The organism is Pseudomonas sp. NFX5, assembly GCF_049132125.1.
GTDB lineage: Bacteria > Pseudomonadota > Gammaproteobacteria > Pseudomonadales > Pseudomonadaceae > Aquipseudomonas > Aquipseudomonas marginalis.
Window position 1 is genome coordinate 135,943 of the sequence record NZ_JAFMZG010000021.1, and the last position, 21,010, is coordinate 156,952.

Annotated in this window: 22 protein-coding genes; 16 read left to right on the forward strand and 6 right to left on the reverse strand. The window is 61.0% G+C overall.

Translation table 11 applies throughout. The features are described from left to right. The first annotated feature begins 28 nt into the window (after positions 1–28). On the forward strand, positions 29–268 hold the full coding sequence (locus J1N02_RS13765) for a DUF1161 domain-containing protein (RefSeq protein WP_017734725.1): 240 nt from the start codon (positions 29–31) through the stop codon (positions 266–268). Here the strand turns inward: J1N02_RS13765 and J1N02_RS13770 are convergent, their stop codons facing one another. Then, positions 269–691: a hypothetical protein gene (locus J1N02_RS13770; RefSeq protein WP_027608130.1), complete on the reverse strand. Its 423-nt coding sequence runs from the start codon at positions 689–691 to the stop codon at positions 269–271. Between the two features lie 110 nt (positions 692–801). On the opposite strand from J1N02_RS13770, the gene J1N02_RS13775 reads away from it, so the two are divergent. After that, positions 802–1,845 (forward strand): aminopeptidase, encoded by a 1,044-nt coding sequence (locus J1N02_RS13775; protein WP_027608129.1) that lies wholly within the window; start codon positions 802–804, stop codon positions 1,843–1,845. Between the two features lie 59 nt (positions 1,846–1,904). Here J1N02_RS13775 and J1N02_RS13780 read toward each other — a convergent pair whose 3' ends face one another. Both J1N02_RS13780 and J1N02_RS13785 read right to left on the reverse strand, forming a co-directional pair. Continuing rightward, positions 1,905–2,564 carry an HAD family hydrolase gene (locus J1N02_RS13780; protein WP_027608128.1) on the reverse strand — a complete coding sequence of 220 codons (660 nt, stop codon included), beginning with the start codon at positions 2,562–2,564 and terminating at the stop codon, positions 1,905–1,907. After that, positions 2,561–3,103 carry a gamma carbonic anhydrase family protein gene (locus J1N02_RS13785; RefSeq protein WP_027608127.1) on the reverse strand — a complete coding sequence of 181 codons (543 nt, stop codon included), beginning with the start codon at positions 3,101–3,103 and terminating at the stop codon, positions 2,561–2,563. Before J1N02_RS13785 ends, J1N02_RS13780 begins: the two co-directional genes overlap by 4 nt. Positions 3,104–3,157: 54 nt before the next feature. Here J1N02_RS13785 and prlC point away from each other — a divergent pair, with 54 nt between their 5' ends. Together prlC and J1N02_RS13795 are read left to right on the forward strand one after the other, a co-directional pair. Further along, entirely contained in the window at positions 3,158–5,257 is a 2,100-nt protein-coding gene (gene prlC / locus J1N02_RS13790; RefSeq protein ID WP_169898816.1) for an oligopeptidase A, read from the forward strand. Beyond that, positions 5,254–5,526 carry a YheV family putative zinc ribbon protein gene (locus J1N02_RS13795; protein ID WP_027608125.1) on the forward strand — a complete coding sequence of 91 codons (273 nt, stop codon included), beginning with the start codon at positions 5,254–5,256 and terminating at the stop codon, positions 5,524–5,526. Before prlC ends, J1N02_RS13795 begins: the two co-directional genes overlap by 4 nt. Before the next feature lie 25 nt (positions 5,527–5,551). Here J1N02_RS13795 and J1N02_RS13800 read toward each other — a convergent pair whose 3' ends face one another. After that, positions 5,552–6,238 carry a tyrosine-protein phosphatase gene (locus J1N02_RS13800; protein ID WP_108573551.1) on the reverse strand — a complete coding sequence of 229 codons (687 nt, stop codon included), beginning with the start codon at positions 6,236–6,238 and terminating at the stop codon, positions 5,552–5,554. 274 nt (positions 6,239–6,512) lie between these two features. Between J1N02_RS13800 and J1N02_RS13805 the strand changes: the two genes are divergently transcribed. The 6 genes from J1N02_RS13805 (at position 6,513) to J1N02_RS13830 (ending at position 14,082) form a co-directional block, all read left to right on the forward strand. Next, on the forward strand, positions 6,513–7,265 hold the full coding sequence (locus tag J1N02_RS13805; protein ID WP_141605196.1) for a gluconate 2-dehydrogenase subunit 3 family protein: 753 nt from the start codon (positions 6,513–6,515) through the stop codon (positions 7,263–7,265). A gap of 2 nt (positions 7,266–7,267) precedes the next feature. Further along, positions 7,268–9,052, forward strand: a complete 1,785-nt coding sequence (locus J1N02_RS13810; protein WP_315871170.1) for a GMC family oxidoreductase — start codon at positions 7,268–7,270, stop codon at positions 9,050–9,052. A gap of 12 nt (positions 9,053–9,064) precedes the next feature. Further along, positions 9,065–10,363 carry a cytochrome c gene (locus tag J1N02_RS13815; protein WP_027608121.1) on the forward strand — a complete coding sequence of 433 codons (1,299 nt, stop codon included), beginning with the start codon at positions 9,065–9,067 and terminating at the stop codon, positions 10,361–10,363. Between the two features lie 70 nt (positions 10,364–10,433). After that, positions 10,434–11,492 carry a PA0069 family radical SAM protein gene (locus tag J1N02_RS13820; protein WP_421147415.1) on the forward strand — a complete coding sequence of 353 codons (1,059 nt, stop codon included), beginning with the start codon at positions 10,434–10,436 and terminating at the stop codon, positions 11,490–11,492. Positions 11,493–11,718: 226 nt separating this feature from the next. Next, positions 11,719–12,450 carry a carbonic anhydrase gene (locus J1N02_RS13825; RefSeq protein WP_027608119.1) on the forward strand — a complete coding sequence of 244 codons (732 nt, stop codon included), beginning with the start codon at positions 11,719–11,721 and terminating at the stop codon, positions 12,448–12,450. An 84-nt stretch (positions 12,451–12,534) separates the two neighbouring features. Continuing rightward, positions 12,535–14,082 (forward strand): SulP family inorganic anion transporter, encoded by a 1,548-nt coding sequence (locus J1N02_RS13830; protein ID WP_421147416.1) that lies wholly within the window; start codon positions 12,535–12,537, stop codon positions 14,080–14,082. Between the two features lie 67 nt (positions 14,083–14,149). On the opposite strand, the gene J1N02_RS13835 is transcribed toward J1N02_RS13830, so the two are convergent. Beyond that, entirely contained in the window at positions 14,150–14,797 is a 648-nt protein-coding gene (locus tag J1N02_RS13835) for a hypothetical protein (RefSeq protein ID WP_027608050.1), read from the reverse strand. Positions 14,798–15,164: 367 nt separating this feature from the next. Here J1N02_RS13835 and coxB point away from each other — a divergent pair, with 367 nt between their 5' ends. The 4 genes from coxB to J1N02_RS13855 are packed head-to-tail and all read left to right on the forward strand — an operon-like array spanning position 15,165 to position 19,436. Further along, positions 15,165–16,292: a cytochrome c oxidase subunit II gene (coxB, locus tag J1N02_RS13840; RefSeq protein ID WP_092356028.1), complete on the forward strand. Its 1,128-nt coding sequence runs from the start codon at positions 15,165–15,167 to the stop codon at positions 16,290–16,292. 58 nt (positions 16,293–16,350) lie between these two features. After that, positions 16,351–17,940 (forward strand): cytochrome c oxidase subunit I, encoded by a 1,590-nt coding sequence (gene ctaD, locus J1N02_RS13845; protein WP_024072609.1) that lies wholly within the window; start codon positions 16,351–16,353, stop codon positions 17,938–17,940. Positions 17,941–17,961: 21 nt separating this feature from the next. Further along, positions 17,962–18,513 carry a cytochrome c oxidase assembly protein gene (locus J1N02_RS13850; RefSeq protein ID WP_065926844.1) on the forward strand — a complete coding sequence of 184 codons (552 nt, stop codon included), beginning with the start codon at positions 17,962–17,964 and terminating at the stop codon, positions 18,511–18,513. Between the two features lie 35 nt (positions 18,514–18,548). Beyond that, positions 18,549–19,436 (forward strand): cytochrome c oxidase subunit 3, encoded by an 888-nt coding sequence (locus J1N02_RS13855; protein WP_027608047.1) that lies wholly within the window; start codon positions 18,549–18,551, stop codon positions 19,434–19,436. 6 nt (positions 19,437–19,442) lie between these two features. On the opposite strand, the gene J1N02_RS13860 is transcribed toward J1N02_RS13855, so the two are convergent. Continuing rightward, positions 19,443–19,646: a twin transmembrane helix small protein gene (locus J1N02_RS13860; protein WP_016978774.1), complete on the reverse strand. Its 204-nt coding sequence runs from the start codon at positions 19,644–19,646 to the stop codon at positions 19,443–19,445. Positions 19,647–19,691: 45 nt separating this feature from the next. Here J1N02_RS13860 and J1N02_RS13865 point away from each other — a divergent pair, with 45 nt between their 5' ends. Continuing rightward, positions 19,692–20,456: an SURF1 family protein gene (locus tag J1N02_RS13865; protein ID WP_421147417.1), complete on the forward strand. Its 765-nt coding sequence runs from the start codon at positions 19,692–19,694 to the stop codon at positions 20,454–20,456. Continuing rightward, positions 20,422–21,006, forward strand: coding sequence for a hypothetical protein (locus tag J1N02_RS13870; RefSeq protein ID WP_065946462.1), 585 nt, complete (start codon positions 20,422–20,424; stop codon positions 21,004–21,006). The genes J1N02_RS13865 and J1N02_RS13870 overlap by 35 nt, the downstream gene beginning before the upstream one ends. The last annotated feature ends 4 nt before the right edge of the window (positions 21,007–21,010 follow it).

The following is a 21,010-nucleotide window of genomic DNA, read 5'->3' on the forward strand; positions in this document are numbered from 1 at the left end:
GTGCGCATGCATTCAGGGAGCTTCACACATGAAACGTTTTGCTTTGGCGATCATTTGCGGTGTGTTGGCCACATCGGCTGTGGCCGCACCAAAAGACTGCGAAGAGCTCAGGAAAGAGATTGAGGTCAAGATCCAGGCGAACGCGGTTCCGTCCTACACCTTGGAAATTGTCAGCAAGGAAGAGGCTGACAAGCACGACGTCGCCATGGTCGTCGGCAGCTGTGAGAACGGTACCAAAGCCATCATCTATCAGAAGAACAACGACTGATCAGAGACAGTTGACGCTGCGTTCTTCCGCCAGCAATTGGCGAGCGGCGTTATACAACCGGATATTCGGCGTGAAGGCCAATGAGCGCCCTTCCAGGCGATAGCGTTGGCCAGCCTCGAAATGGTCGTACTGCAGCGTGATGAAACAGGTGCGGTCGGCCGTTTGCCCAAAGCCATTGAGGCTGCCGCCGGTCGGCACCTCGAAATCAAAGCGCACCATCAACTCGTGACTGCCCGGTGAAACCTGGAAGTAGCGTCCGTCCGGCAGGTTCTTACCATCCAGGCGCTGCGCCATCACCAGCTTGGCTCCCGGCGTTGGCGTAGCGAAATCGACCCAGGCCTGATGCGGGTCGACCGGCGGCAGGGGGGTCGAAGCGCAGGCGCTGAGCAACAGGGCGACGATGGGAAGCAGGAGCTGGCGCATGGCAGGTACTCAACGCAAGGAGAGGTTTGAGTATAAACACGCCACGCCGTGGAAAAATCCCCTTCAGGCGCGATAGTCTGGCGAACACATCACCCAGGAGCGGTCGGGGCATGGTCAGGCGTTTTCTTCCAGGGTTGATAGTCGTGCTGCTCAGTGGCTGTTCCAGCGTCAGTTACTACAGCCAATTGGCGGGCGGCCAGTGGCAGCTGTTGCGAGCCCGGGAACCGGTTGCCGAGGTCATCGCCGATCCGTCGCGGCCACAGGGGCTGCGTGATCATCTGGCTCAAGCACAGAAAGCCCGAACCTTCGCCAGCGAACACCTGCATCTGCCTGACAACCAAAGTTACCGGCTGTATGCCGATATTGGCCGACCTTATGTGGTCTGGAATGTCTTCGCCACGCAGGAATTTTCCCTGGCGCCTCAAACCCATTGCTTCCCCATTGCCGGTTGCGTGGCCTATCGCGGCTATTACCGCCAGGGCGCGGCACGGGGTGAGGCGGCATTGTTGCGCCAGCAAGGCATGGACGTATCGATGGGTGGCGTTGAAGCCTATTCCACCCTGGGTTGGTTCAACGACCCGATCATGAATTCGATGATGAACTGGGGCGACGAACGCCTGGCCACGCTGATCTTCCATGAGCTGGCGCACCAGCGGTTCTACGTGCAGGACGACACCGAATTCAACGAGTCGTTTGCCAGCTTCGTCGAGCAGGAAGGCACCCGCCAGTGGCGCGCGGCCCAGGGCCTGGCGCCGCTTGGCAGCTCGACGCGGCAGCAGCGGGACCAATTTACCCAGTTGATCCTCGATACCCGTAAGCGCCTGGAAAAACTCTACGTGCAACCGCTGTCCGTCGAGGCGATGCGCCAGGCCAAGGCGGCCGAATTCGAGGCGTTGCGCCGTGAGTACCGGCAGATGCGCGATAGCCAATGGGGCGGGGACAAGCGTTATGACGCCTGGATGAACCTGCCGATGAACAATGCGCGGTTGTTGCCGTTCGGGCTGTATGACCGGTGGGTGCCGGCGTTTGCGGCGTTGTTCAGGCAGGAAGGCGGGGATTGGCTGAAGTTTTACGCCGCAGTAGAGAAGATGGGCGAGTTGCCGGTGGGGCAGCGCAAGGCTGCGTTGAGGCGGTTGGAAGGTACTGATCGGTAGAGCCTCATCGGGGGCAAGCCGCTCCCAATGTGGGAGGAGGCTTGCCCCCGATGGCGGCCTCAGGGCCGTTGCAAAAACGCCTGATGCATCTGCGCCAACGTCTCGAAATGCCAGGTCGGCGCTTCGGCGTTCAACTCTTCGAAACTACCAAACCCATAACCGACGGCCGCCGAATCCACGCCATTGCTGCGCGCCCCGATCAGGTCGTGCTTACGATCACCGATCATCAAGGTGGTCGCCGGGTCCAGGCCTTCTTCGCTGATCAAATGCGCAATCAACTCGACCTTGTTGGTGCGTGTCCCGTCCAGTTCGCTGCCGTAGATCACCTTGAAGTGCCTGGCAAAATCGAAATGCCGCGCGATCTCGCGGGCAAACACCCAGGGCTTGGACGTGGCGACGTACAACTGGCGGCCCTGCTTGCCCAGGTCTTCGAGCAGCGGCATCACGCCGTCGAATACGCGGTTTTCATACAGCCCGGTGACCTTGAAGCGCTCGCGGTAGAAATTCACCGCCTCCCAGGCCTTGGCCTCATCGAAGTCGTAGAACTGCATGAAGGCTTGCAGCAACGGCGGACCGATGAAGTGTTCGAGTTTGCTCAGGTCGGGTTCGTCAATGCCCAGTTTGCCTAGGGCGTACTGGATCGAGCGGGTGATGCCCTCGCGTGGGTCGGTGAGGGTGCCATCCAGGTCGAACAGCACGGTTTGGTAAGGGAGGGTCATTGGTCGAATCCTTCAGCCAGGTGCAGGTCTTTGAGCTTCACGTAGTTGGCGGCGCTGTAGGTGAAAAAGGCGCGTTCCTTGTCAGTCAGCGGGCGGATTTGTTTAACCGGGCTGCCCACATACAAAAAACCGCTGTCGAGTTTCTTGCCCGGTGGCACCAGGCTGCCGGCGCCGATGATGACGTCGTCTTCCACCACGGCGCCGTCCATCACGATGCTGCCCATGCCGATCAAAATCCGATTGCCCACCGTGCAGCCATGCAGCATGACCTTGTGGGCGATGGTCACGTCATCGCCGATCAGCAGCGGGAAACCGTCAGGATTGAACGGTCCGGCATGGGTAATGTGCAGCACGCAGCCGTCCTGCACGCTGGTGCGCGCGCCGATACGGATGCGGTGCATGTCGCCGCGAATCACGGTCAGCGGCCAGACCGAGCTGTCGGTGCCGATTTCGACATCGCCGATCACCACCGCCGAAATATCGACAAAAGCCCCGGCGCCCAGGGTTGGCGTGTGGTTCTGATAGGTGCGAAGGGTCACGATAGCCTCTCTCTTATGTGCTGATAGCTGCGGTGGGCGTTGATTGTAATTAAGATGGCCCCATCTTTGTTCTTACATGTTTCTTCAGCCAAGGTGCCAACCGTGAGCGCGAACAACCCTCTTCTGCAGTCCTACGACCTGCCGCCGTTCTCGGCGATCCGTGCCGAGCACGTGCAACCGGCCATCGAACAGATCCTCGCCGACAACCGTGTTGCCATCGAAGGCATCCTGCAAAGCCAGGGTAAAAATCCGACATGGGCCGGCCTGGTGCTGGCCATGGACGAATTGAATGATCGCCTGGGCGCCGCCTGGAGCCCGGTCAGTCACCTCAACGCCGTGTGCAACAGCGCCGAGCTGCGCGAAGCCTATGAGGCGTGCCTGCCGGCGTTGAGCGCCTACTCCACCGAGATGGGCCAGAACCGCGCGCTGTTCCAAGCCTTCGAAGCCCTGGCCAACAGCCCGGAAGCCGCCGGTTTCGACGTGGCGCAAAAAACCATCCTCGAACATTCCCTGCGCGACTTCCGCCTCTCGGGTATCGATCTGCCGCCTGAGCAGCAAAAACGTTACGCCGAGGTGCAGAGCAAGCTTTCCGAACTGGGCAGCAAATTCTCCAACCAACTGCTGGACGCCACCCAGGCGTGGACCAAGCACGTCACCGAGGAAGCCACCCTCGCCGGCCTGACCGATTCGGCCAAGGCGCAGATGGCCGCTGCCGCGCAGGCCAAAGGCCTCGACGGTTGGCTGATCACCCTGGAGTTTCCGAGTTACTACGCGGTCATGACCTACGCCCAAGACCGCGCCCTGCGCGAAGAAATCTACGCGGCCTACTGCACCCGTGCGTCAGACCAAGGCCCGAATGCCGGTCAGAACGATAACGGCCCAGTAATGGAACAGATCCTCGACCTGCGTCAGGAACTGGCCAAGCTCTTGGGTTACGCCTCGTTCTCCGAGCTGAGCCTGGCCACCAAGATGGCCGAGTCCAGCGACCAGGTGTTGAGCTTCCTGCGCGACCTGGCCAAGCGCAGCAAGCCGTTCGCTGCCCAGGACCTGCAACAGCTCAAGGCCTACGCCGCCGAACAAGGCTGCGCCGACCTGCAAAGCTGGGACAGCGGTTTCTACGGCGAAAAGCTGCGTGAGCAGCGCTACAGTGTGTCCCAGGAAGCCCTGCGCGCCTACTTCCCGATCGACAAGGTGCTGGGCGGCCTGTTCGCCATCGTGCAGCGTTTGTACGGCATCGAGATTGCCGAGCAAAAAGGCTTCGACACCTGGCACCCGGATGTTCGCCTGTTTGAAATCAAGGAAAACGGCCAGCACGTCGGGCGCTTCTTCTTCGACCTCTACGCCCGCGCCAACAAGCGTGGCGGTGCCTGGATGGACGGCGCGCGCGACCGTCGTCGTACCATCGACGGTGCGCTGCAAAGCCCGGTGGCGAACCTGGTGTGCAACTTCACTCCGGCCGACAGCGGCAAACCTGCCCTGCTGACCCACGATGAAGTGACCACCCTGTTCCACGAATTCGGCCATGGCCTGCATCACCTGCTGACCCGCGTCGAGCATGCCGGCGTGTCCGGTATCAATGGCGTGGCGTGGGATGCGGTGGAATTGCCAAGCCAGTTCATGGAGAACTGGTGCTGGGAGCCGGAAGGCCTGGCGCTGATCTCCGGCCATTATGAAAGCGGCGAGCCACTGCCCCAGGACCTTCTGGAAAAAATGCTCGCGGCGAAGAACTTCCAGTCCGGCCTGATGATGGTGCGCCAGTTGGAGTTCTCGCTGTTCGACTTCGAGTTGCATGCCACCCATGGTGATGGCCGCAGCGTGGCGCAGGTGCTCGAAGGCGTGCGCGATGAGGTGTCGGTGATGCGTCCGCCGGCCTACAATCGTTTTCCCAACAGCTTTGCGCACATCTTCGCTGGCGGTTATGCCGCGGGCTACTACAGCTACAAATGGGCCGAAGTGCTGTCGGCGGACGCCTTCTCCAAATTCGAAGAAGATGGTGTGCTCAATGCCGAGACCGGCCGTGCCTTCCGCGAGGCGATCCTGGCGCGCGGCGGTTCCCAGGCGCCGATGGTGCTGTTCGTCGACTTCCGCGGACGTGCCCCGTCGATTGACGCACTCTTGCGCCACAGCGGCCTGAGTGAGGACGCAGCAGCATGAGTGAAGGGCCTGTGATTACCAAAAAGCAATTTATCGCCGGGGCGGTCTGCCCCGCGTGCAGCGAGCCGGACAAGTTGAAGATGTGGACCGAGGACAGCGTGCCGCATCGTGAGTGCGTGGCCTGCGGGTATACCGATACGCTGAATGATCAAGGCCTGTCGGTGCCCAAGGAGTTGGGCACGCGGGTCAATACATCGGCGTTGAAAGCGCCGGATCCGAAGGTGCAGGCGGTGCAGTTTTTCCCTAACCCGAAGCTGAAGAAAGACTGATTCGTCTACCCCCTGGGAGTGCGTCTCAGGGGGTAACCAGCAGTGCGGTTTTTTCCTCGGCGGGCTCGTGATCCTTGTTCGCCGGGTTCAGCCAGCTGTTCATCGAGCACAGGGCAAAGGCGCTGGTGCTGCAATCGCCATTCGCCAAGGCTGTGCGTAACTTGTCGATATCGGCCCTCATCATGTAGCGAACGCCGTCCTTGAAGCCGTTACTGGTGCCGAAACCGCCCAGGGTCATCTCGTTCAACGCATCCTCCTTGCTCCATCCCTGGATCACCACGCGATACATCGCCGCCATCAGGCCGGTGCGGTCAGAGCCGTGCTTGCAATGCATCAGCACCGGGCCGTCAGCTTCCGCTTCCTTGATCGCCCTGAGTGCCGCCAGCACGTCAGAGTCATCCACATGGTTGGTGCGATAACTCAACTGAACCTGACGGATGCCTGGCGCCTTCAGCCAGTTGCTATCGGACTCGGGCAGGAAGTTGATCACGGTGCCGATCTTGAGCTGTTCCAGCAACGGCGCTGCCTTGCTATCCGGCAATGCGCTGCGATAGAGCGTGGGCGTCATTTGATGCAGGTTGTAGCGGTCGCCCACTGGCTGCGCCCATTCTGGAGAACGAAGGGACGTAGCGTCATCGGCCCGCGCAAAAGCTGTGGTGAACAGTGCCATGAACGCCAGGCCCAGGGCCGGCAACCAATGATGCTTGTACATGGGCGACGTCACCCTATAGGGAGTGGTTGATGGCGCCCAGAGTCGGTCACGGCGGGTCAAGGAGGTGTGAGGTGTGCGTCAAAGAATCGTGAATCCTCAATCTTTAGTCACTGAAGCGATTCTCTCGATGCTTAGGCTGCTATCATTTGTAACTATTGTTTGCGCGCTGCGCTCTATCTCCCTGGATCACCTGGATCCAGTTCGCCGCCCGACAACGCCAAGCCACTCCCTAGAAGCGGCTGATAACCCCGTGACCACATGATGAGGTGCCACCATGTCTGATCAAGATCAAGACAACCCCCGGCGTGACTTTCTACGCAAATCCTTGACCTTGATCCCGGTGGTCACGGTTGCCAGCACCGGCCTTGGCGGTTCGATGCTGATGGCGACGCCTGCGCCGGTCGAGGCCGCGCCGGCTAAGCCTGTAGCCAGCGAGAAAGCCTACGAGCCAAGCTATTTCACTGCCGAGGAATGGGCGTTTATCAACGCTGCCGTCGAGCGTTTGATCCCGGCCGATGCCCAAGGCCCCGGCGCCCTGGAAGCTGGCGCGCCGGAGTACATCGACCGGCAGATGAACACGCCTTACGCCAGCGGTGCCCTGTGGTTCATGCAAGGCCCGTTTAATGCCGATGCGCCGCCGGAGATGGGCTGGCAGAGCAAATTGGTGCCCAAGGACATCTATCGCCTGGGTATTGCCGCGACGGATGCCTGGTCGAAGGCGTTCAACGGCAAAGTTTTTGCTGCGCAAGACAGCGCTACCCGAGACGATATGTTGCGGCGCCTGGAGGCGGGCGGCAGTGAGGTTACGGCACATTTTGACGCGGTGCCGCCGAAGATGTTCTTCAACCTGCTGCTGCAAAACACCAAGGAAGGCTTCTTCTGCGACCCGATCCATGGTGGCAACAAAGGCATGGTCGGCTGGACCATGATCGGCTTCCCCGGCGCCCGCGCCGATTTCATGGACTGGGTGGAACGCAACGAGCAGTACCCCTTCCCGGCAGTATCCATTCGCGGCGAGAGGGCATAAACGTGGCGACCATCATGAAGAAAGTGGATGCGGTGATTGTCGGCTTCGGCTGGACCGGCGCGATCATGGCCAAGGAGCTGACGGAAGCCGGACTGAACGTGGTAGCGCTGGAGCGCGGCCCGATGCAGGACACTTACCCGGACGGCAACTATCCCCAGGTCATCGACGAACTGACCTACAGCGTGCGTAAAAAACTCTTCCAGGACATCTCCAAGGAGACAGTGACGATTCGCCATAGCGTGAATGACGTTGCCTTGCCTAACCGTCAGCTCGGCGCGTTTTTGCCGGGTAACGGCGTGGGCGGTGCGGGCTTGCACTGGTCGGGCGTGCATTTCCGTGTCGATCCGATTGAACTGCGCATGCGCAGCCATTACGAAGAGCGCTACGGCAAGCATTTCATTCCCAAGGACATGACCATCCAGGACTTCGGCGTGAGCTACGAAGAGCTGGAGCCGTTTTTCGACTATGCAGAAAAAGTCTTCGGTACCTCAGGCCAGGCCTGGACCGTGAAAGGCCAGGTGGTGGGCGAAGGGCGTGGCGGCAACCCCTATGCGCCGGACCGTTCCAACCCGTTTCCGTTGGAAGCGCAAAAGAACACAGTCTCCGCACAGCTGTTTCAGAAAGCCGCCGCCAGCGTCGGGTACAAGCCCTACAACCTGCCGTCAGCCAATACCTCCGGGCCTTACACCAACCCCTACGGCGCGCAGATGGGCCCGTGCAACTTCTGCGGTTTTTGCAGCGGCTACGTGTGCTACATGTACTCCAAGGCCTCGCCGAACGTGAACATCCTGCCGGCGCTGCGCCAGGTGCCGAATTTCGAGCTGCGGCCCAACTCCCACGTGCTCAAGGTCAATCTGGACAGCACCAAGAGCAAGGCCACCGGCGTGACCTACATCGACGCCCAGGGCCGAGAGTGCGAACAACCGGCAGACCTGGTGATCCTCGGCGCGTTCCAGTTCCACAACGTGCGGTTGATGCTGCTGTCGGGCATCGGCAAGCCTTACGACCCGATGACCAATGAGGGTGTGGTGGGCAGGAACTTTGCCTACCAGAACATGGCCACCATCAAGGCGTTCTTCGACAAGGACACCCATACCAACAACTTTATCGGTGCCGGCGGCAATGGCGTGGCCATCGATGATTTCAACGCCGACAACTTCGATCACGGGCCCCATGGCTTTGTGGGCGGTTCGCCGATGTGGGTCAACCAGGCCGGCAGCCGGCCGATTGCCGGTACGTCCAACCCGCCCGGCACACCGGCCTGGGGCAGTGCCTGGAAGCGCGCCACCGCCGATTACTACACCCACCAGGTGTCGATGGATGCTCACGGTGCCCATCAATCCTACCGGGGTAACTACCTGGATCTGGATCCGGTCTACCGCGATGCCTACGGCCTGCCGCTGCTGCGCATGACGTTCGACTGGCAGGAAAACGACATCAAGATGAACCGCTTCATGGTCGAGAAAATGGGCAAGGTCGCCGAAGCGATGAACCCCAAGGCGATTGCGGTGCTGGGCAAAAAAGTCGGTGAGCACTTCAACACCGCGTCGTACCAGACCACCCACCTCAACGGTGGCGCGATCATGGGGACCGACCCGAAGACCAGTGCGCTGAACCGCTACTTGCAGTGCTGGGATGTACACAACGTGTTTGTCCCCGGCGCATCTGCTTTCCCACAGGGCTTGGGCTACAACCCTACAGGCCTGGTGGCGGCATTGACCTACTGGTCGGCCCGGGCGATCCGCGAGCAGTACCTGAAAAAACCCGGCCCGCTGGTTCAGGCATAAGGAGCGATGACCATGAAAGCATTTGTTATCGCGACGTTTGCCCTGCTCAGCAGCTGCTCGATCAGTGCCGCCGAAACCGACCTGATCAAGCAGGGCGAATACCTGGCCCGCGCCGGCGACTGCGTGGCCTGCCACACCGCCAAGGGCGGCAAACCGTTCGCCGGTGGCCTGCCGATGGAAACCCCCATCGGTGTGATCTATTCCACCAACATCACCCCGGACAAGACCGGCCTGGGCGACTACAGCTTCGAGGACTTCGACAAGGCCGTGCGTCACGGTGTCGCCAAGAGTGGTAGTACGCTTTACCCGGCGATGCCCTACCCGTCCTATGCGCGTGTCAGCGAAAGCGATATGCAGGCGTTGTATGCGTACTTCATGAAGGGCGTGGAACCGGTCGCCCAGGTGAACAAGGACAGCGACATTCCGTGGCCGTTGAGCATGCGTTGGCCGCTGGCGGCGTGGCGCTGGATGTTTGCCCCTGAGGTGGTGGATAAGCCTGTCGTGGCCGACGCAGACCCGGTGATCAGCCGTGGCGCCTACCTGGTGGAAGGCCTTGGCCACTGTGGCGCGTGCCATACACCACGCGCCCTGACCATGCAGGAAAAAGCCCTGAGCGCGACTGACGGCAAGGCCTTCCTGTCCGGCAGTGCGCCACTGGAAGGCTGGATCGCCAAGAGCCTGCGCGGTGACCACAAGGACGGCCTCGGCAGTTGGAGCGAGGCGCAGCTGGTGCAATTCCTCAAGACCGGTCGCAGTGATCGCAGTGCGGTGTTTGGCGGTATGAGCGACGTGGTCGTGCATAGCATGCAGTACATGTCCCAGGACGACCTGACCGCTATCGCCCGTTACCTCAAGAGCCTGCCGGCGGTGGACCCACAGGACCAGCCGCACCAGTATGACAAGCAGGTGGCCGAGGCGCTGTGGAAGGGCGATGACAGCAAGCCCGGTGCCTCGGTGTATATCGACAACTGCGCGGCCTGCCACCGTACCGATGGCCATGGTTACACACGGGTGTTCCCGGCGTTGGCGGGCAACCCGGTGGTGCAGACGGCGGACGCCACGTCGTTGATCAACATCGTGTTGAACGGCGGCACATTGCCGGCCACTCACACGGCACCGTCGACCTTTACCATGCCGGCGTTCGCCTGGCGTCTGTCGGACCAGGAAGTGGCGGATGTGGTCAGCTTCATCCGTGGCAGTTGGGGTAACCAGGGGGCCGCGGTGAAAGCCAGTGACGTGGCCGACCTGCGCAAGAACGACATGCGCACCACCTCGGGCGATGACCTGGGGCAGGTCACCCAAAAGCACTGACCGCCAGACGGCACTGGTCAGGAACCTCGCGCCTCGGTACTGTATATAAAAACAGTGTCGAGGCGCTTTCATGTCTACTCCGCTGCCGCCCCGTAGTCGGGGCACGGCCACCAACCTGCACAACCGCTTTGCGCCCACCGTCAGCGTGGCCGAGGACGACGGCTGGTACCAGGAAGTGCCGCCGACCCAGGGCACCGAAGTGCGCATCGAAACGGCCAAGACCATCATCACCCGCAACAACTCGCCGGACCTGCCGTTCGACCGCTCCATCAATCCTTACCGTGGCTGCGAACATGGCTGCATTTACTGCTATGCACGGCCCAGCCATGCCTATTGGGACATGTCGCCGGGGCTGGATTTCGAAACCAGGCTGATCGCCAAGAGCAACGCGGCCGACGTGCTGGAGCAGCAGTTGTCGAAGCCGGGCTATGTGTGTGCGCCGATCAACCTGGGTTCCAACACCGACCCGTACCAGCCTATCGAGCGCGAGTACAGGATCACTCGGCAAACCCTCGAGGTGCTGCTGCGTTATCGGCACCCGGTCACCATCATTACCAAGGGCTCGTTGATCCTGCGCGACCTGGACCTGCTGGCGGAGCTGGCCAGGCAACGCCTTGTGGCGGTGATGATCAGCCTCACCAGCCTGGATGATGAGCTCAAGCGCATCCTGGAGCCGCGCACCGCCGCGCCCAAGGCGCGGTTGCGGGCCATACGGGTGATGCGCGGGGCGGGCATCCCGGTGGGCGTGCTGTGCTCGCCGATGATCCCGATGATCAACGACAGCGAGTTGGAAAGCCTGCTCACCGAAGCCCATGCCGCCGGTGCGCAGAGTGCGGCGTACATGATGTTGCGCCTGCCGCTGGAGGTGGCGCCGCTGTTCGAGGAGTGGCTGGCGGCGCATTACCCGCAGCGTGCGGCCCATGTCATGAGCCTGGTGCGCCAGGTGCGCGGTGGTGAGGTCTACGACAGTCGGTTCGGCGTCCGCATGCGGGGCGAGGGGCCGTTCGCCGACCTGCTGGCCCAGCGCTTCAGCAAGGCGATCAAACGCCTGGGGCTCGATCGCAGAGAAGGCTTCAATCTGGATTGCACGGCGTTCTGTCCACCGGGCAGACAGATGGCATTGTTGTAGACTGAAAAGGCAGAATGCACCGTTCCTGTAGGAATAGTCGCGTTTTGATATCACTGAAACCCGCGATCTAGAGCGGTTCATTCAGTTTGAGTTAAGTTTCGGTGGTTACCTTGTTCAGCGAGTGACTGATGAGTCGGCAGCCTGGTTTGTGGCTTTTACAACTATTTCACTGGCCTGGCGTCGAACTGACCTGAAAACTCCCCTGCATTAATCAAGAGGATGAATCATGAGTGACAAGGATAAACAGCCGTTGGCTGCGTCGGCTTCAGCCCCTCAGGTGGCAGAGTCTGCCGATGCAGCGCTAAAACATATCGTTGACGGCTTTTTGCATTTCCATCACGACGTCTTCCCTCAGCAGGAAGAACTCTTCAAGAAACTCGCCACGGCCCAGAGCCCACGGGCGATGTTCATTACCTGCGCTGACTCGCGCATCGTGCCTGAGCTGATTACCCAAAGCTCTCCCGGCGACCTGTTCGTGACCCGCAACGTCGGCAACGTCGTGCCGCCTTATGGGCAGATGAACGGCGGTGTCTCCACTGCCATCGAGTACGCGGTACTGGCCCTGGGTGTGCAGCACATCATCGTGTGCGGGCACTCCGATTGTGGCGCCATGCGCGCGGTCCTCAACCCCGCCAGCCTGGAGAAGATGCCAACGGTAAGGGCCTGGCTGCGGCACGCCGAAGTCGCCAAGTCCATGGTCGAGGACAACTGCGACTGTGCCAACGAAGGCGAGAGCATGAAAGTGCTCACCGAAGAAAACGTCATCGCCCAACTGCAGCATTTGCGTACCCATCCTTCGGTGGCGTCGCGCATGGCCAACGGTCAGCTGTTTATTCACGGCTGGATCTACAACATCGAGACCAGTGAAATTCGAGCCTACGATGCTGATCAGTCGGCGTTCCGACCGTTGAGCGGCGAAGGGCCGATTCCTTCCGCGACGCCTAAAGCGCGCTTCTAAACACTTCCCTGCCGGGTAAAGCGGTGGCTGCCATGGATGCAGCCAGGCTTTGCCGCGCCCGGCGAATACCTCGGGAGAGCCATCATGCGTGCTGCTCAATTGAAAGCTGTATTGCCACGGGAGCTGCTCGCCTCCGTGGTTGTGTTTCTGGTCGCCCTGCCCCTGTGCATGGGGATCGCCATCGCGTCCGGCATGCCGCCGGCCAAGGGCCTGATCACCGGGATTATCGGTGGCCTGGTGGTGGGCTGGCTGGCGGGTTCGCCGCTGCAGGTCAGCGGCCCGGCAGCGGGGCTGGCGGTCTTGGTGTTCGAGCTGGTGCGCCAGCACGGGATGCTGATGCTCGGGCCGATCCTGCTGCTGGCCGGCTTCCTGCAATTGGTGGCCGGGCGCCTGCGCCTGGGTTGCTGGTTCCGCGTCACGGCGCCGGCGGTGGTGTACGGGATGCTGGCGGGGATCGGCGTATTGATTGTGCTATCGCAGATCCATGTGATGCTCGACGGTGCGCCCAAGCCCTCAGGGCTGGATAACCTGGCGGGCTTCCCCGCCGCGCTGGCGGAGGCGATTCCTACCTTGGGTGGCGGCCTGGGTTGGCAGGCCGGATTGCTCGGGTTGTCGACGATGCTGGTGATGTACCTGTGGGATAAATTCCGTCCGCAAACCCTGCGTTTCGTGCCGGGAGCCCTGTTGGGCGTGGGCCTGGCAACGGTGGCCAGCCTGGTGCTGGCGTTGCAGGTCAAGCGTGTGGAAGTCCCGGAGAATCTCGCCGACGCCATCGATTGGCTGCGTCCCAGCGACCTGTTGAGCCTGGCTGACCCTCAGTTGTTGATCGCTGCGTTTGCGGTGGCGTTTATCGCCAGTGCCGAAACCCTGCTCTCTGCGGCAGCGGTCGACCGCATGCACAGCGGCCAGCGTTCCGATTTCGATAAGGAATTGTCCGCCCAAGGCGTGGGCAACATGCTGTGCGGCCTGGTCGGTGCCCTGCCGATGACCGGTGTGATCGTGCGCAGCTCGGCCAACGTGCAGGCCGGTGCCACCACGCGGTTGTCAGCGATGTTCCATGGCGTATGGCTGTTGGGGTTCGTACTGTTGCTGTCGAGCGTGCTGCAAAGCATTCCTGTGGCAAGCCTGGCGGGTGTGTTGGTGTACACCGGGATCAAGCTGGTGGACATCAAGGCCTTCAAGGCCCTCGGTCGTTATGGGCGTATGCCGATGTTTACCTACGCGGCCACCGCGTTGGCGATCATTTTCACCGACCTGCTGACCGGTGTGCTGGTGGGCTTCGGGCTCACACTGGTCAAGCTGGCGCTCAAGGCCTCACGCCTGAAAGTCAGTCTGATCGACCTGCCCCCGGAGGGGGAAATGGAGCTGCGTTTGACTGGTGCGGCGACTTTCCTGAAAGTGCCGGCGTTGACCCGGGTGCTGGCGACAGTGCCTCCGGGCACGACTGTGCACGTACCGCTGAGTAACCTGAGTTATATCGACCATTCCTGCCTGGAGTTGCTGGAGGAGTGGGGTCGGGCGAATGCGGCCAAGGGCTCGAAGCTGGTGATCGAAGCGCGTGGGTTGAAGCGCAGGCTCGAAGGCCGGGTCAGGATGACGACAGGGATCGGCTCGGCGCCCTCAGTCGGCTGAGAAGTCGGATCAACATGTGGGAGGGGGCAAGTCCCCTCCCACATTCGTTCTGTGTCGAATTCAGGATTTAAGCCGGCTGGTCCAACGCCAACTCAACCCCCAGCTGGCGGGACAGGCATGGCCAGCGCTTCCACGCGGCTTCCGTTGCCGGGCTTTTCAGCTGTTCGCGATATGCTTCGACAGACTCCAGTGCAAAGCTGTCTTCGTTGAGCATTTCATCCACCGCATGATGAACGGCTTCATCCAGCTGGTTGGCGAATGCTTCGCCGATCAACTGATGGGCAATCACGTTGGCCACGGTGGTATCTGCCGGAATCAGCGGCTGGCCAAAGTGTTTGATGTACAAATCGTTGACCTCTTCCACCAGGCGATGGGCCAGGTAAGCCTCGTCCAGCAGGCCGTCGAGCCCTTCATGGCCGGCCAGGATTGCGGGGGGCTGCAGGAAGAAATGCTCGGCGATTTTCAGCACTGGCTTGATCTGGCTTTCGATGCCGGCCTCGCGGGCCACGTCGTTGGCGGCGTCCAGCAGGTCTGGTACCAGATCGATGTAGGCCGTGACGAAGCGGGTCATGACAATGTTGCGATCGCCATCAGCCAGGGAAATGGCCGAATGCAGGTGCGGCAATTGCTCTTCCAACTGCTTGGCCAACTGGCCAGTGCTGGATTCGTGTTGATGGGCACGGGAAATCTGCTCGCGCAATGCGGCGGTGTTCATGAAGGCTCCAGTGAAGCAGGTGTAGGAATAGGGACAGCATAAGGTAGCTCGTTTATACGAGCGCCTAAGACGCATTTGTCATAATTATTTCATGGTTATGCACAGGCGTTATATCGAATTGCCATCGTTGGTCGGATAAACGATTCCGCACTCGGTTTTATTAGGCCTGGCCACTCATTTTTGCTCATTTGCCCCTACACATTGCGGGGTTGCAGAGCGTGTCTATACTCGGGTTTGTACGCGATTAGCTGATGACGCCAGACTGCATAAGCAGGTAAGGCTAAGCGGTTGTAAGCAGTATGGAAGCCGCTCCCTTCGACGCAGGTGCAAACCGGCGGGATAACAAGAACGATAAGGGGAACCCGCAATGACGCGACATCCACATGTTTGGATGGGCCTCCTGTTGTGGTCGGTATTCGGCCAGGCGCACGCCGCCTGGACAACGAATATGGCGCCAGGGGCAACTGAAGTCAGTCACGCTGTGTTCGACCTGCACATGACCATTTTCTGGATCTGTGTAGTGATCGGCATTGTCGTTTTTGGCGCGATGTTCTGGTCGATGATCCTTCATCGCCGCTCTACGGGCCAGGTCGCGGCCAAATTCCACGAAAGCACCACCGTGGAAATCCTCTGGACCGTGGTGCCCTTGCTGATCCTGGTCGCGATGGCCATTCCGGCGACCAAGACCTTGATCAATATCTACGACAGTACCGAGTCGGATATCGATATCCAGGTCACCGGCTATCAGTGGAAGTGGCATTACAAATACCTGGGCCAGGACGTGGAGTTCTTCAGCAACCTGGCCACGCCCGCCGAGCAGATCCATAACCAGGCCACCAAGGGCGAACATTACCTGCTGGAAGTCGACCAGCCGCTGGTGCTGCCGGTGGGCGCCAAGGTGCGCTTCCTGGTGACCGCCGCCGACGTGATCCACTCCTGGTGGGTGCCGGCCTTTGCGGTCAAGCGTGACGCCATCCCGGGGTTCGTCAACGAGGCCTGGACCCGCGTCGAGAAGCCCGGCATCTACCGTGGTCAGTGCGCCGAACTGTGCGGCAAGGACCACGGTTTCATGCCCATCGTGGTCGAGGTCAAGTCCAAGGCCGACTACGACACCTGGCTCGGCGAGCGCAAGGCAGAGGCCGCCAAGCTCAAGGAGCTGACCTCCAAGGAGTGGACGCTGGAAGAGCTGGTGGCCCGTGGCGACAAGGTCTACCACACCACCTGCGTGGCCTGTCACCAGGCCGAAGGCCAGGGCCTGCCACCGATGTTCCCGGCGCTCAAGGGTTCGAAGATTGCCACCGGGCCTAAGGAAGCCCACCTGAATCTTGTCTATCACGGCAAGGCCGGTACGGCGATGGCGGCTTTCGGCAAGCAGCTCTCGGAAGTGGATATCGCCGCCGTGGTGACCTACGAGCGCAACGCCTGGGGTAACAACAAAGGCGACATGGTCACGCCTAAAGACGTGCTGGCCATCAAGCAGGCGGAAAGCAAATGACTTCATTCATTGCGTATGCCCCGAACCGCCCCGCCCACTCGCTTGCAGGAGAACGGCCATGAGCGCTGTGATCGATGACCATGGCCACGCCGGTGACCATGCCCACGGCCCCGCCAAGGGTTTGATGCGCTGGGTGCTGACCACCAACCATAAGGACATCGGCACGATGTACCTGTGGTTCGCGTTCACCATGTTCCTGCTCGGCGGCTCGTTCGCCATGGTGATCCGTGCCGAGCTGTTCCAGCCTGGCCTGCAGATCGTCGAGCCGGCGTTTTTCAACCAGATGACCACCATGCACGGCCTGATCATGGTGTTCGGTGCGGTAATGCCGGCGTTTGTCGGCCTGGCCAACTGGATGATTCCGCTGATGATCGGCGCGCCGGACATGGCCTTGCCGCGCATGAACAACTTCAGCTTCTGGCTGCTGCCGGCGGCGTTCCTGCTGCTGGTCTCGACCCTGTTCACGCCCGGTGGCGGGCCGAACTTCGGCTGGACGTTCTACGCCCCGCTCTCCACCACCTACGCGCCGGAAAGCGTGACGTTCTTCATCTTCGCCATCCACTTGATGGGCATCAGCTCGATCATGGGTGCGATCAACGTGGTTGCCACCATCCTCAACCTGCGTGCGCCCGGCATGACCCTGATGAAGATGCCGCTGTTCGTCTGGACCTGGCTGATCACCGCATTCCTGCTGATCGCGGTGATGCCGGTGCTGGCCGGCTGCGTGACCATGATGCTGATGGACATCCACTTCGGTACCAGCTTCTTCAGTGCGGCCGGTGGCGGTGATCCGGTGCTGTTCCAGCATGTGTTCTGGTTCTTCGGCCACCCCGAGGTGTACATCATGATCCTGCCGGCGTTTGGCGCCGTCAGTTCGATTATCCCGACCTTCTCGCGCAAGCCATTGTTCGGCTACACGTCGATGGTCTACGCCACGGCGAGCATCGCGTTCCTCTCGTTTATCGTGTGGGCGCACCATATGTTCGTGGTGGGCATTCCGTTGGTCGGCGAGTTGTTCTTTATGTACGCCACGTTGCTGATTGCGGTGCCCACCGGCGTGAAGGTGTTCAACTGGGTCAGTACCATGTGGCAAGGCTCGCTGACCTTCGAGACGCCGATGCTGTTTGCCGTGGCCTTCGTGATCCTGTTCACCATCGGCGGCTTCTCCGGATTGATGCTGGCGATTGCCCCGGCGGACTTCCAGTACCACGACACCTACTTTGTGGTGGCGCACTTCCATTACGTACTGGTGCCCGGTGCGATCTTCGGCATCTTCGCCTCGGCCTACTACTGGCTGCCGAAATGGACCGGCCACATGTACGACGAAACCCTGGGCAAGCTGCATTTCTGGCTGTCTTTCGTGGGCATGAACATGGCGTTCTTCCCGATGCACTTCGTGGGGCTGGCCGGCATGCCGCGCCGGGTACCGGACTACAACCTGCAGTTCGCCGACTTCAATATGGTCTCGTCGATTGGCGCGTTCATGTTTGGCGCCACGCAGATCTTCTTCCTGTTTATCGTGATCAAGTGCATCCGTGGCGGCCCGCCCGCGCCGGCCAAGCCGTGGGATGGCGCCGAAGGCCTGGAGTGGAGCGTGCCCTCGCCCGCGCCGTACCACACCTTCACCACGCCACCGGAGGTCAAATGAACAGGGTAAGCGGAGGTGGTCATGGCTGACTCCGTGCCTCTCAAGCGCCTGGTTACCCGCCTGCTGATCCTGGTGGTGGCGATGTTCGCCTTCGGCTTTGCCCTGGTGCCGATCTACGACGTGATGTGCAAGGCATTCGGCATCAACGGCAAGACGGCCGGGCAGTACGAAGGCGAGCAGGTCGTCGACCTCACGCGCCAGGTACGGGTGCAGTTCCTGTCCACCAATGCCATCGACATGGTCTGGGAGTTTCATTCCAAGGCTGATGAGGTGGTGGTCAACCCCGGTGCCGTCACCGAGATGCTGTTCGTGGCCTACAACCCTACTGACAAGCCGATGACCGCCCAGGCGGTGCCGAGCATTTCCCCCGCCGAAGCGGCCATGTATTTCCACAAGACCGAATGCTTTTGCTTCACCCAGCAAGTGCTGCAGCCAGGCCAGCGCATCGAGATGCCGGTGCGTTTTATTGTCGACCGTGACATGCCCAAGGATGTGAAGCATTTGACCCTGGCGTACACGCTGTTTGATATCACTGCGCGCCAACCGCCCGTGGCTGTCCGTACCGGCGGCTAGCTACTGTTTGCCCGCTCAATCAGGAGAGCGAATACATGTCGACTCATGATACGTACTACGTACCAGCGCAAAGCAAATGGCCGATAATTGCCACGATTGGCATGCTGGTCACCGTGTATGGCCTGGCCGTGTGGTTCAACGACCTGAAGGCGGCACGCCCGGAATCCCACGGGCCGTGGATCTTTTTCGTCGGAGGGCTGTTGCTGGCCTACATGCTGTTTGGCTGGTTCGGGGCGGTGATCAAGGAAAGCCGCGCCGGTTTGTACAGCGCCCAGATGGACCGCTCGTTTCGCTGGGGCATGACCTGGTTCATTTTTTCCGAGGTGATGTTCTTTATCGCGTTCTTCGGTGCGCTGTTCTACGTGCGCCACTTGTCCGGCCCCGCGTTGGCCGGCGAAGGCCCCAAAGGTATTGCGCACATGCTGTGGCCGAACTTCGAGTTTGCCTGGCCGTTGCTCAACAACCCGGACCCGAAACTTTATCCCGCGCCGGAGGGCACCATCAGCCCGTGGGGCTTGCCGTTGGTCAACACCATCCTGCTGGTGAGTTCCAGCGTGACCATCACCATTGCCCACCACGCCTTGCGCAAGGGGCATCGCGGCGCGCTGAAGATCTGGCTGGCGATCACCGTCTTGCTGGGCCTGGCATTCCTCGGGTTCCAGGCCGAGGAATACATCCACGCCTATAAAGAGCTGGGCCTGACCTTGGGTTCGGGGGTGTACGGCGCGACGTTCTTTATGCTCACGGGCTTCCACGGTGCCCACGTGACTATCGGCACCATCATTTTGTTTGTGATGCTGATGCGCATCCTGCGCGGGCATTTCAATGCCGAGCATCAGTTCGGTTTCGAGGCGGCCAGTTGGTATTGGCACTTCGTGGATGTGGTGTGGATCGGGCTGTTTTTCTTCGTCTACGTGCTGTGAGGCGACTTACCAGGGCGCATGAGATACCAGCTGGCCGCTGAAAAATCCCCAGGCGATCAACGCCACGGTGATCACGGCCAGTACCACACGCACGGTCAAGGCCGTGACGAGGCGGTTGGAGTTGCCCTCGTCCTTGACCAGGAAGAACAGGCCACTGAACAGGCTCACGACGGTCGCGATCAGCATCAGGGCAATGGCTGCTTTGAGCATGGTCTGGTTCCTGGCGTTGGTGGGCATCAAGGGGATGGGCGGGCAATGAAAACAAGTATAGCCAGCGCCATGAAACGCTTTCGTCCAGGTATCGCACCGACCGTGGTGGTGGTGATTCTGCTGCCTTTGATGGTGGGCTTGGGCGTCTGGCAGCTGTCGCGCGGCCATGAGAAGCAGTTGCTGGTGGACAGCTATGCCGAACGCCGCGCCGCTGAGCCGATCAGCAGTGTGCAACTCGGGGATATGGCGGACCCGGCCTTTCGTCGCGTGCATCTGCGCGGCCAGTTCGATGCCGAGCACAGCGTATTGCTGGATAACCGCATGCGCGACGGTAAGGCGGGTGTCGAGTTGCTGCAACCCTTTCATGACCAAGCCAGCGGCCTGTGGCTATTGCTCAATCGGGGCTGGTTGCCGTGGCCTGATCGGCGCACCCCGCCCGTCTTCACTACTCCCGCTCAGCCCTTGAATCTCGACGCCTGGGTGTATGTCGCGCCCGGCGAAACCTTCCAGCTGCATGCGGACCCCACGACCGTGCAATGGCCGCGCCTGTTGACCGCGCTGCACCCCGCCGCGCTGTGGGCCGAGCTGGGCCGCAACGGTTTTGCCTACGAACTGCGCACCGAAGCCGGCCCCGGCACGTACGAAACCACCTGGCCCATCGTGGCGATGGGTCCGGAAAAACACCTGGCCTACGCGGTGCAGTGGTTCGCCATGTCCCTGGCGCTACTGGCTCTTTACCTCTACCTCGGATGGCACACCACAAAGGAGAAGCCCCATGGGAACGGCCACGAATCCACTCAACATGTCTGAGGTACCTGATCGGCGCAAAGGCCGCTGGCAGTTGATGCTGATCCTGCTGATGGTGATCGGTCCGATGGTGCTGGCCACCTTCATGTACAAACTGCAGTTCTGGGTGCCGGACAGTCGCAGCTACCACGGAGAAATGATCGGTAACGGTCAGACCCGCGCCGATATTGGCGTGCAGGCCGATGAACAGCGCTGGCAGTTGCTGGTCACCGCGCCTGGCGCCTGCGCCGCCGATTGCCAGCAACTGGTGTACCTCGCGCGCCAGTTGCAGATCGGCCTGGGGCGCGACGCTTCACGCGCCAGCCATGCCTTGGCCAGTGCGCAACCGGTCGCTGCCGACTATGACACCAAGCTCAAGGCCGAATACCCGCAATTGCAGCGCTACTCGCTGGATCTCTCGACCTTCACCAAAAACGCCGCCGCGCCGGGCGCTGCGCAACTATGGATCGTCGACCCCCACGGCAACCTGGTGCTGCGCTACGACGCCAAGGTCAAGGGCAAGGACTTGCTCAATGACCTGCGCCACCTGTTGAAACTGTCGAACATCGGATAAGGGC

Excerpts from the sequence above, each read along its gene's own strand:
- J1N02_RS13770 (WP_027608130.1), bottom strand. The coding sequence starts at position 691 with ATGCGCCAGCTCCTGCTTCCCATCGTCGCCCTGTTGCTCAGCGCCTGC.
- J1N02_RS13805 (WP_141605196.1), top strand. The coding sequence starts at position 6,513 with ATGTCTGATCAAGATCAAGACAACCCCCGGCGTGACTTTCTACGCAAA.
- J1N02_RS13835 (WP_027608050.1), bottom strand. The coding sequence starts at position 14,797 with ATGAACACCGCCGCATTGCGCGAGCAGATTTCCCGTGCCCATCAACAC.
- J1N02_RS13780 (WP_027608128.1), bottom strand. The coding sequence starts at position 2,564 with ATGACCCTCCCTTACCAAACCGTGCTGTTCGACCTGGATGGCACCCTC.
- J1N02_RS13855 (WP_027608047.1), top strand. The coding sequence starts at position 18,549 with ATGTCGACTCATGATACGTACTACGTACCAGCGCAAAGCAAATGGCCG.
- J1N02_RS13795 (WP_027608125.1), top strand. The coding sequence starts at position 5,254 with ATGAGTGAAGGGCCTGTGATTACCAAAAAGCAATTTATCGCCGGGGCG.
- coxB (WP_092356028.1), top strand. The coding sequence starts at position 15,165 with ATGACGCGACATCCACATGTTTGGATGGGCCTCCTGTTGTGGTCGGTA.
- J1N02_RS13800 (WP_108573551.1), bottom strand. The coding sequence starts at position 6,238 with ATGTACAAGCATCATTGGTTGCCGGCCCTGGGCCTGGCGTTCATGGCA.
- J1N02_RS13775 (WP_027608129.1), top strand. The coding sequence starts at position 802 with ATGGTCAGGCGTTTTCTTCCAGGGTTGATAGTCGTGCTGCTCAGTGGC.
- J1N02_RS13815 (WP_027608121.1), top strand. The coding sequence starts at position 9,065 with ATGAAAGCATTTGTTATCGCGACGTTTGCCCTGCTCAGCAGCTGCTCG.
- prlC (WP_169898816.1), top strand. The coding sequence starts at position 3,158 with ATGGCCCCATCTTTGTTCTTACATGTTTCTTCAGCCAAGGTGCCAACC.
- ctaD (WP_024072609.1), top strand. The coding sequence starts at position 16,351 with ATGAGCGCTGTGATCGATGACCATGGCCACGCCGGTGACCATGCCCAC.
- J1N02_RS13865 (WP_421147417.1), top strand. The coding sequence starts at position 19,692 with ATGAAAACAAGTATAGCCAGCGCCATGAAACGCTTTCGTCCAGGTATC.
- J1N02_RS13860 (WP_016978774.1), bottom strand. The coding sequence starts at position 19,646 with ATGCTCAAAGCAGCCATTGCCCTGATGCTGATCGCGACCGTCGTGAGC.
- J1N02_RS13825 (WP_027608119.1), top strand. The coding sequence starts at position 11,719 with ATGAGTGACAAGGATAAACAGCCGTTGGCTGCGTCGGCTTCAGCCCCT.
- J1N02_RS13820 (WP_421147415.1), top strand. The coding sequence starts at position 10,434 with ATGTCTACTCCGCTGCCGCCCCGTAGTCGGGGCACGGCCACCAACCTG.
- J1N02_RS13765 (WP_017734725.1), top strand. The coding sequence starts at position 29 with ATGAAACGTTTTGCTTTGGCGATCATTTGCGGTGTGTTGGCCACATCG.
- J1N02_RS13830 (WP_421147416.1), top strand. The coding sequence starts at position 12,535 with ATGCGTGCTGCTCAATTGAAAGCTGTATTGCCACGGGAGCTGCTCGCC.
- J1N02_RS13850 (WP_065926844.1), top strand. The coding sequence starts at position 17,962 with ATGGCTGACTCCGTGCCTCTCAAGCGCCTGGTTACCCGCCTGCTGATC.
- J1N02_RS13870 (WP_065946462.1), top strand. The coding sequence starts at position 20,422 with ATGGGAACGGCCACGAATCCACTCAACATGTCTGAGGTACCTGATCGG.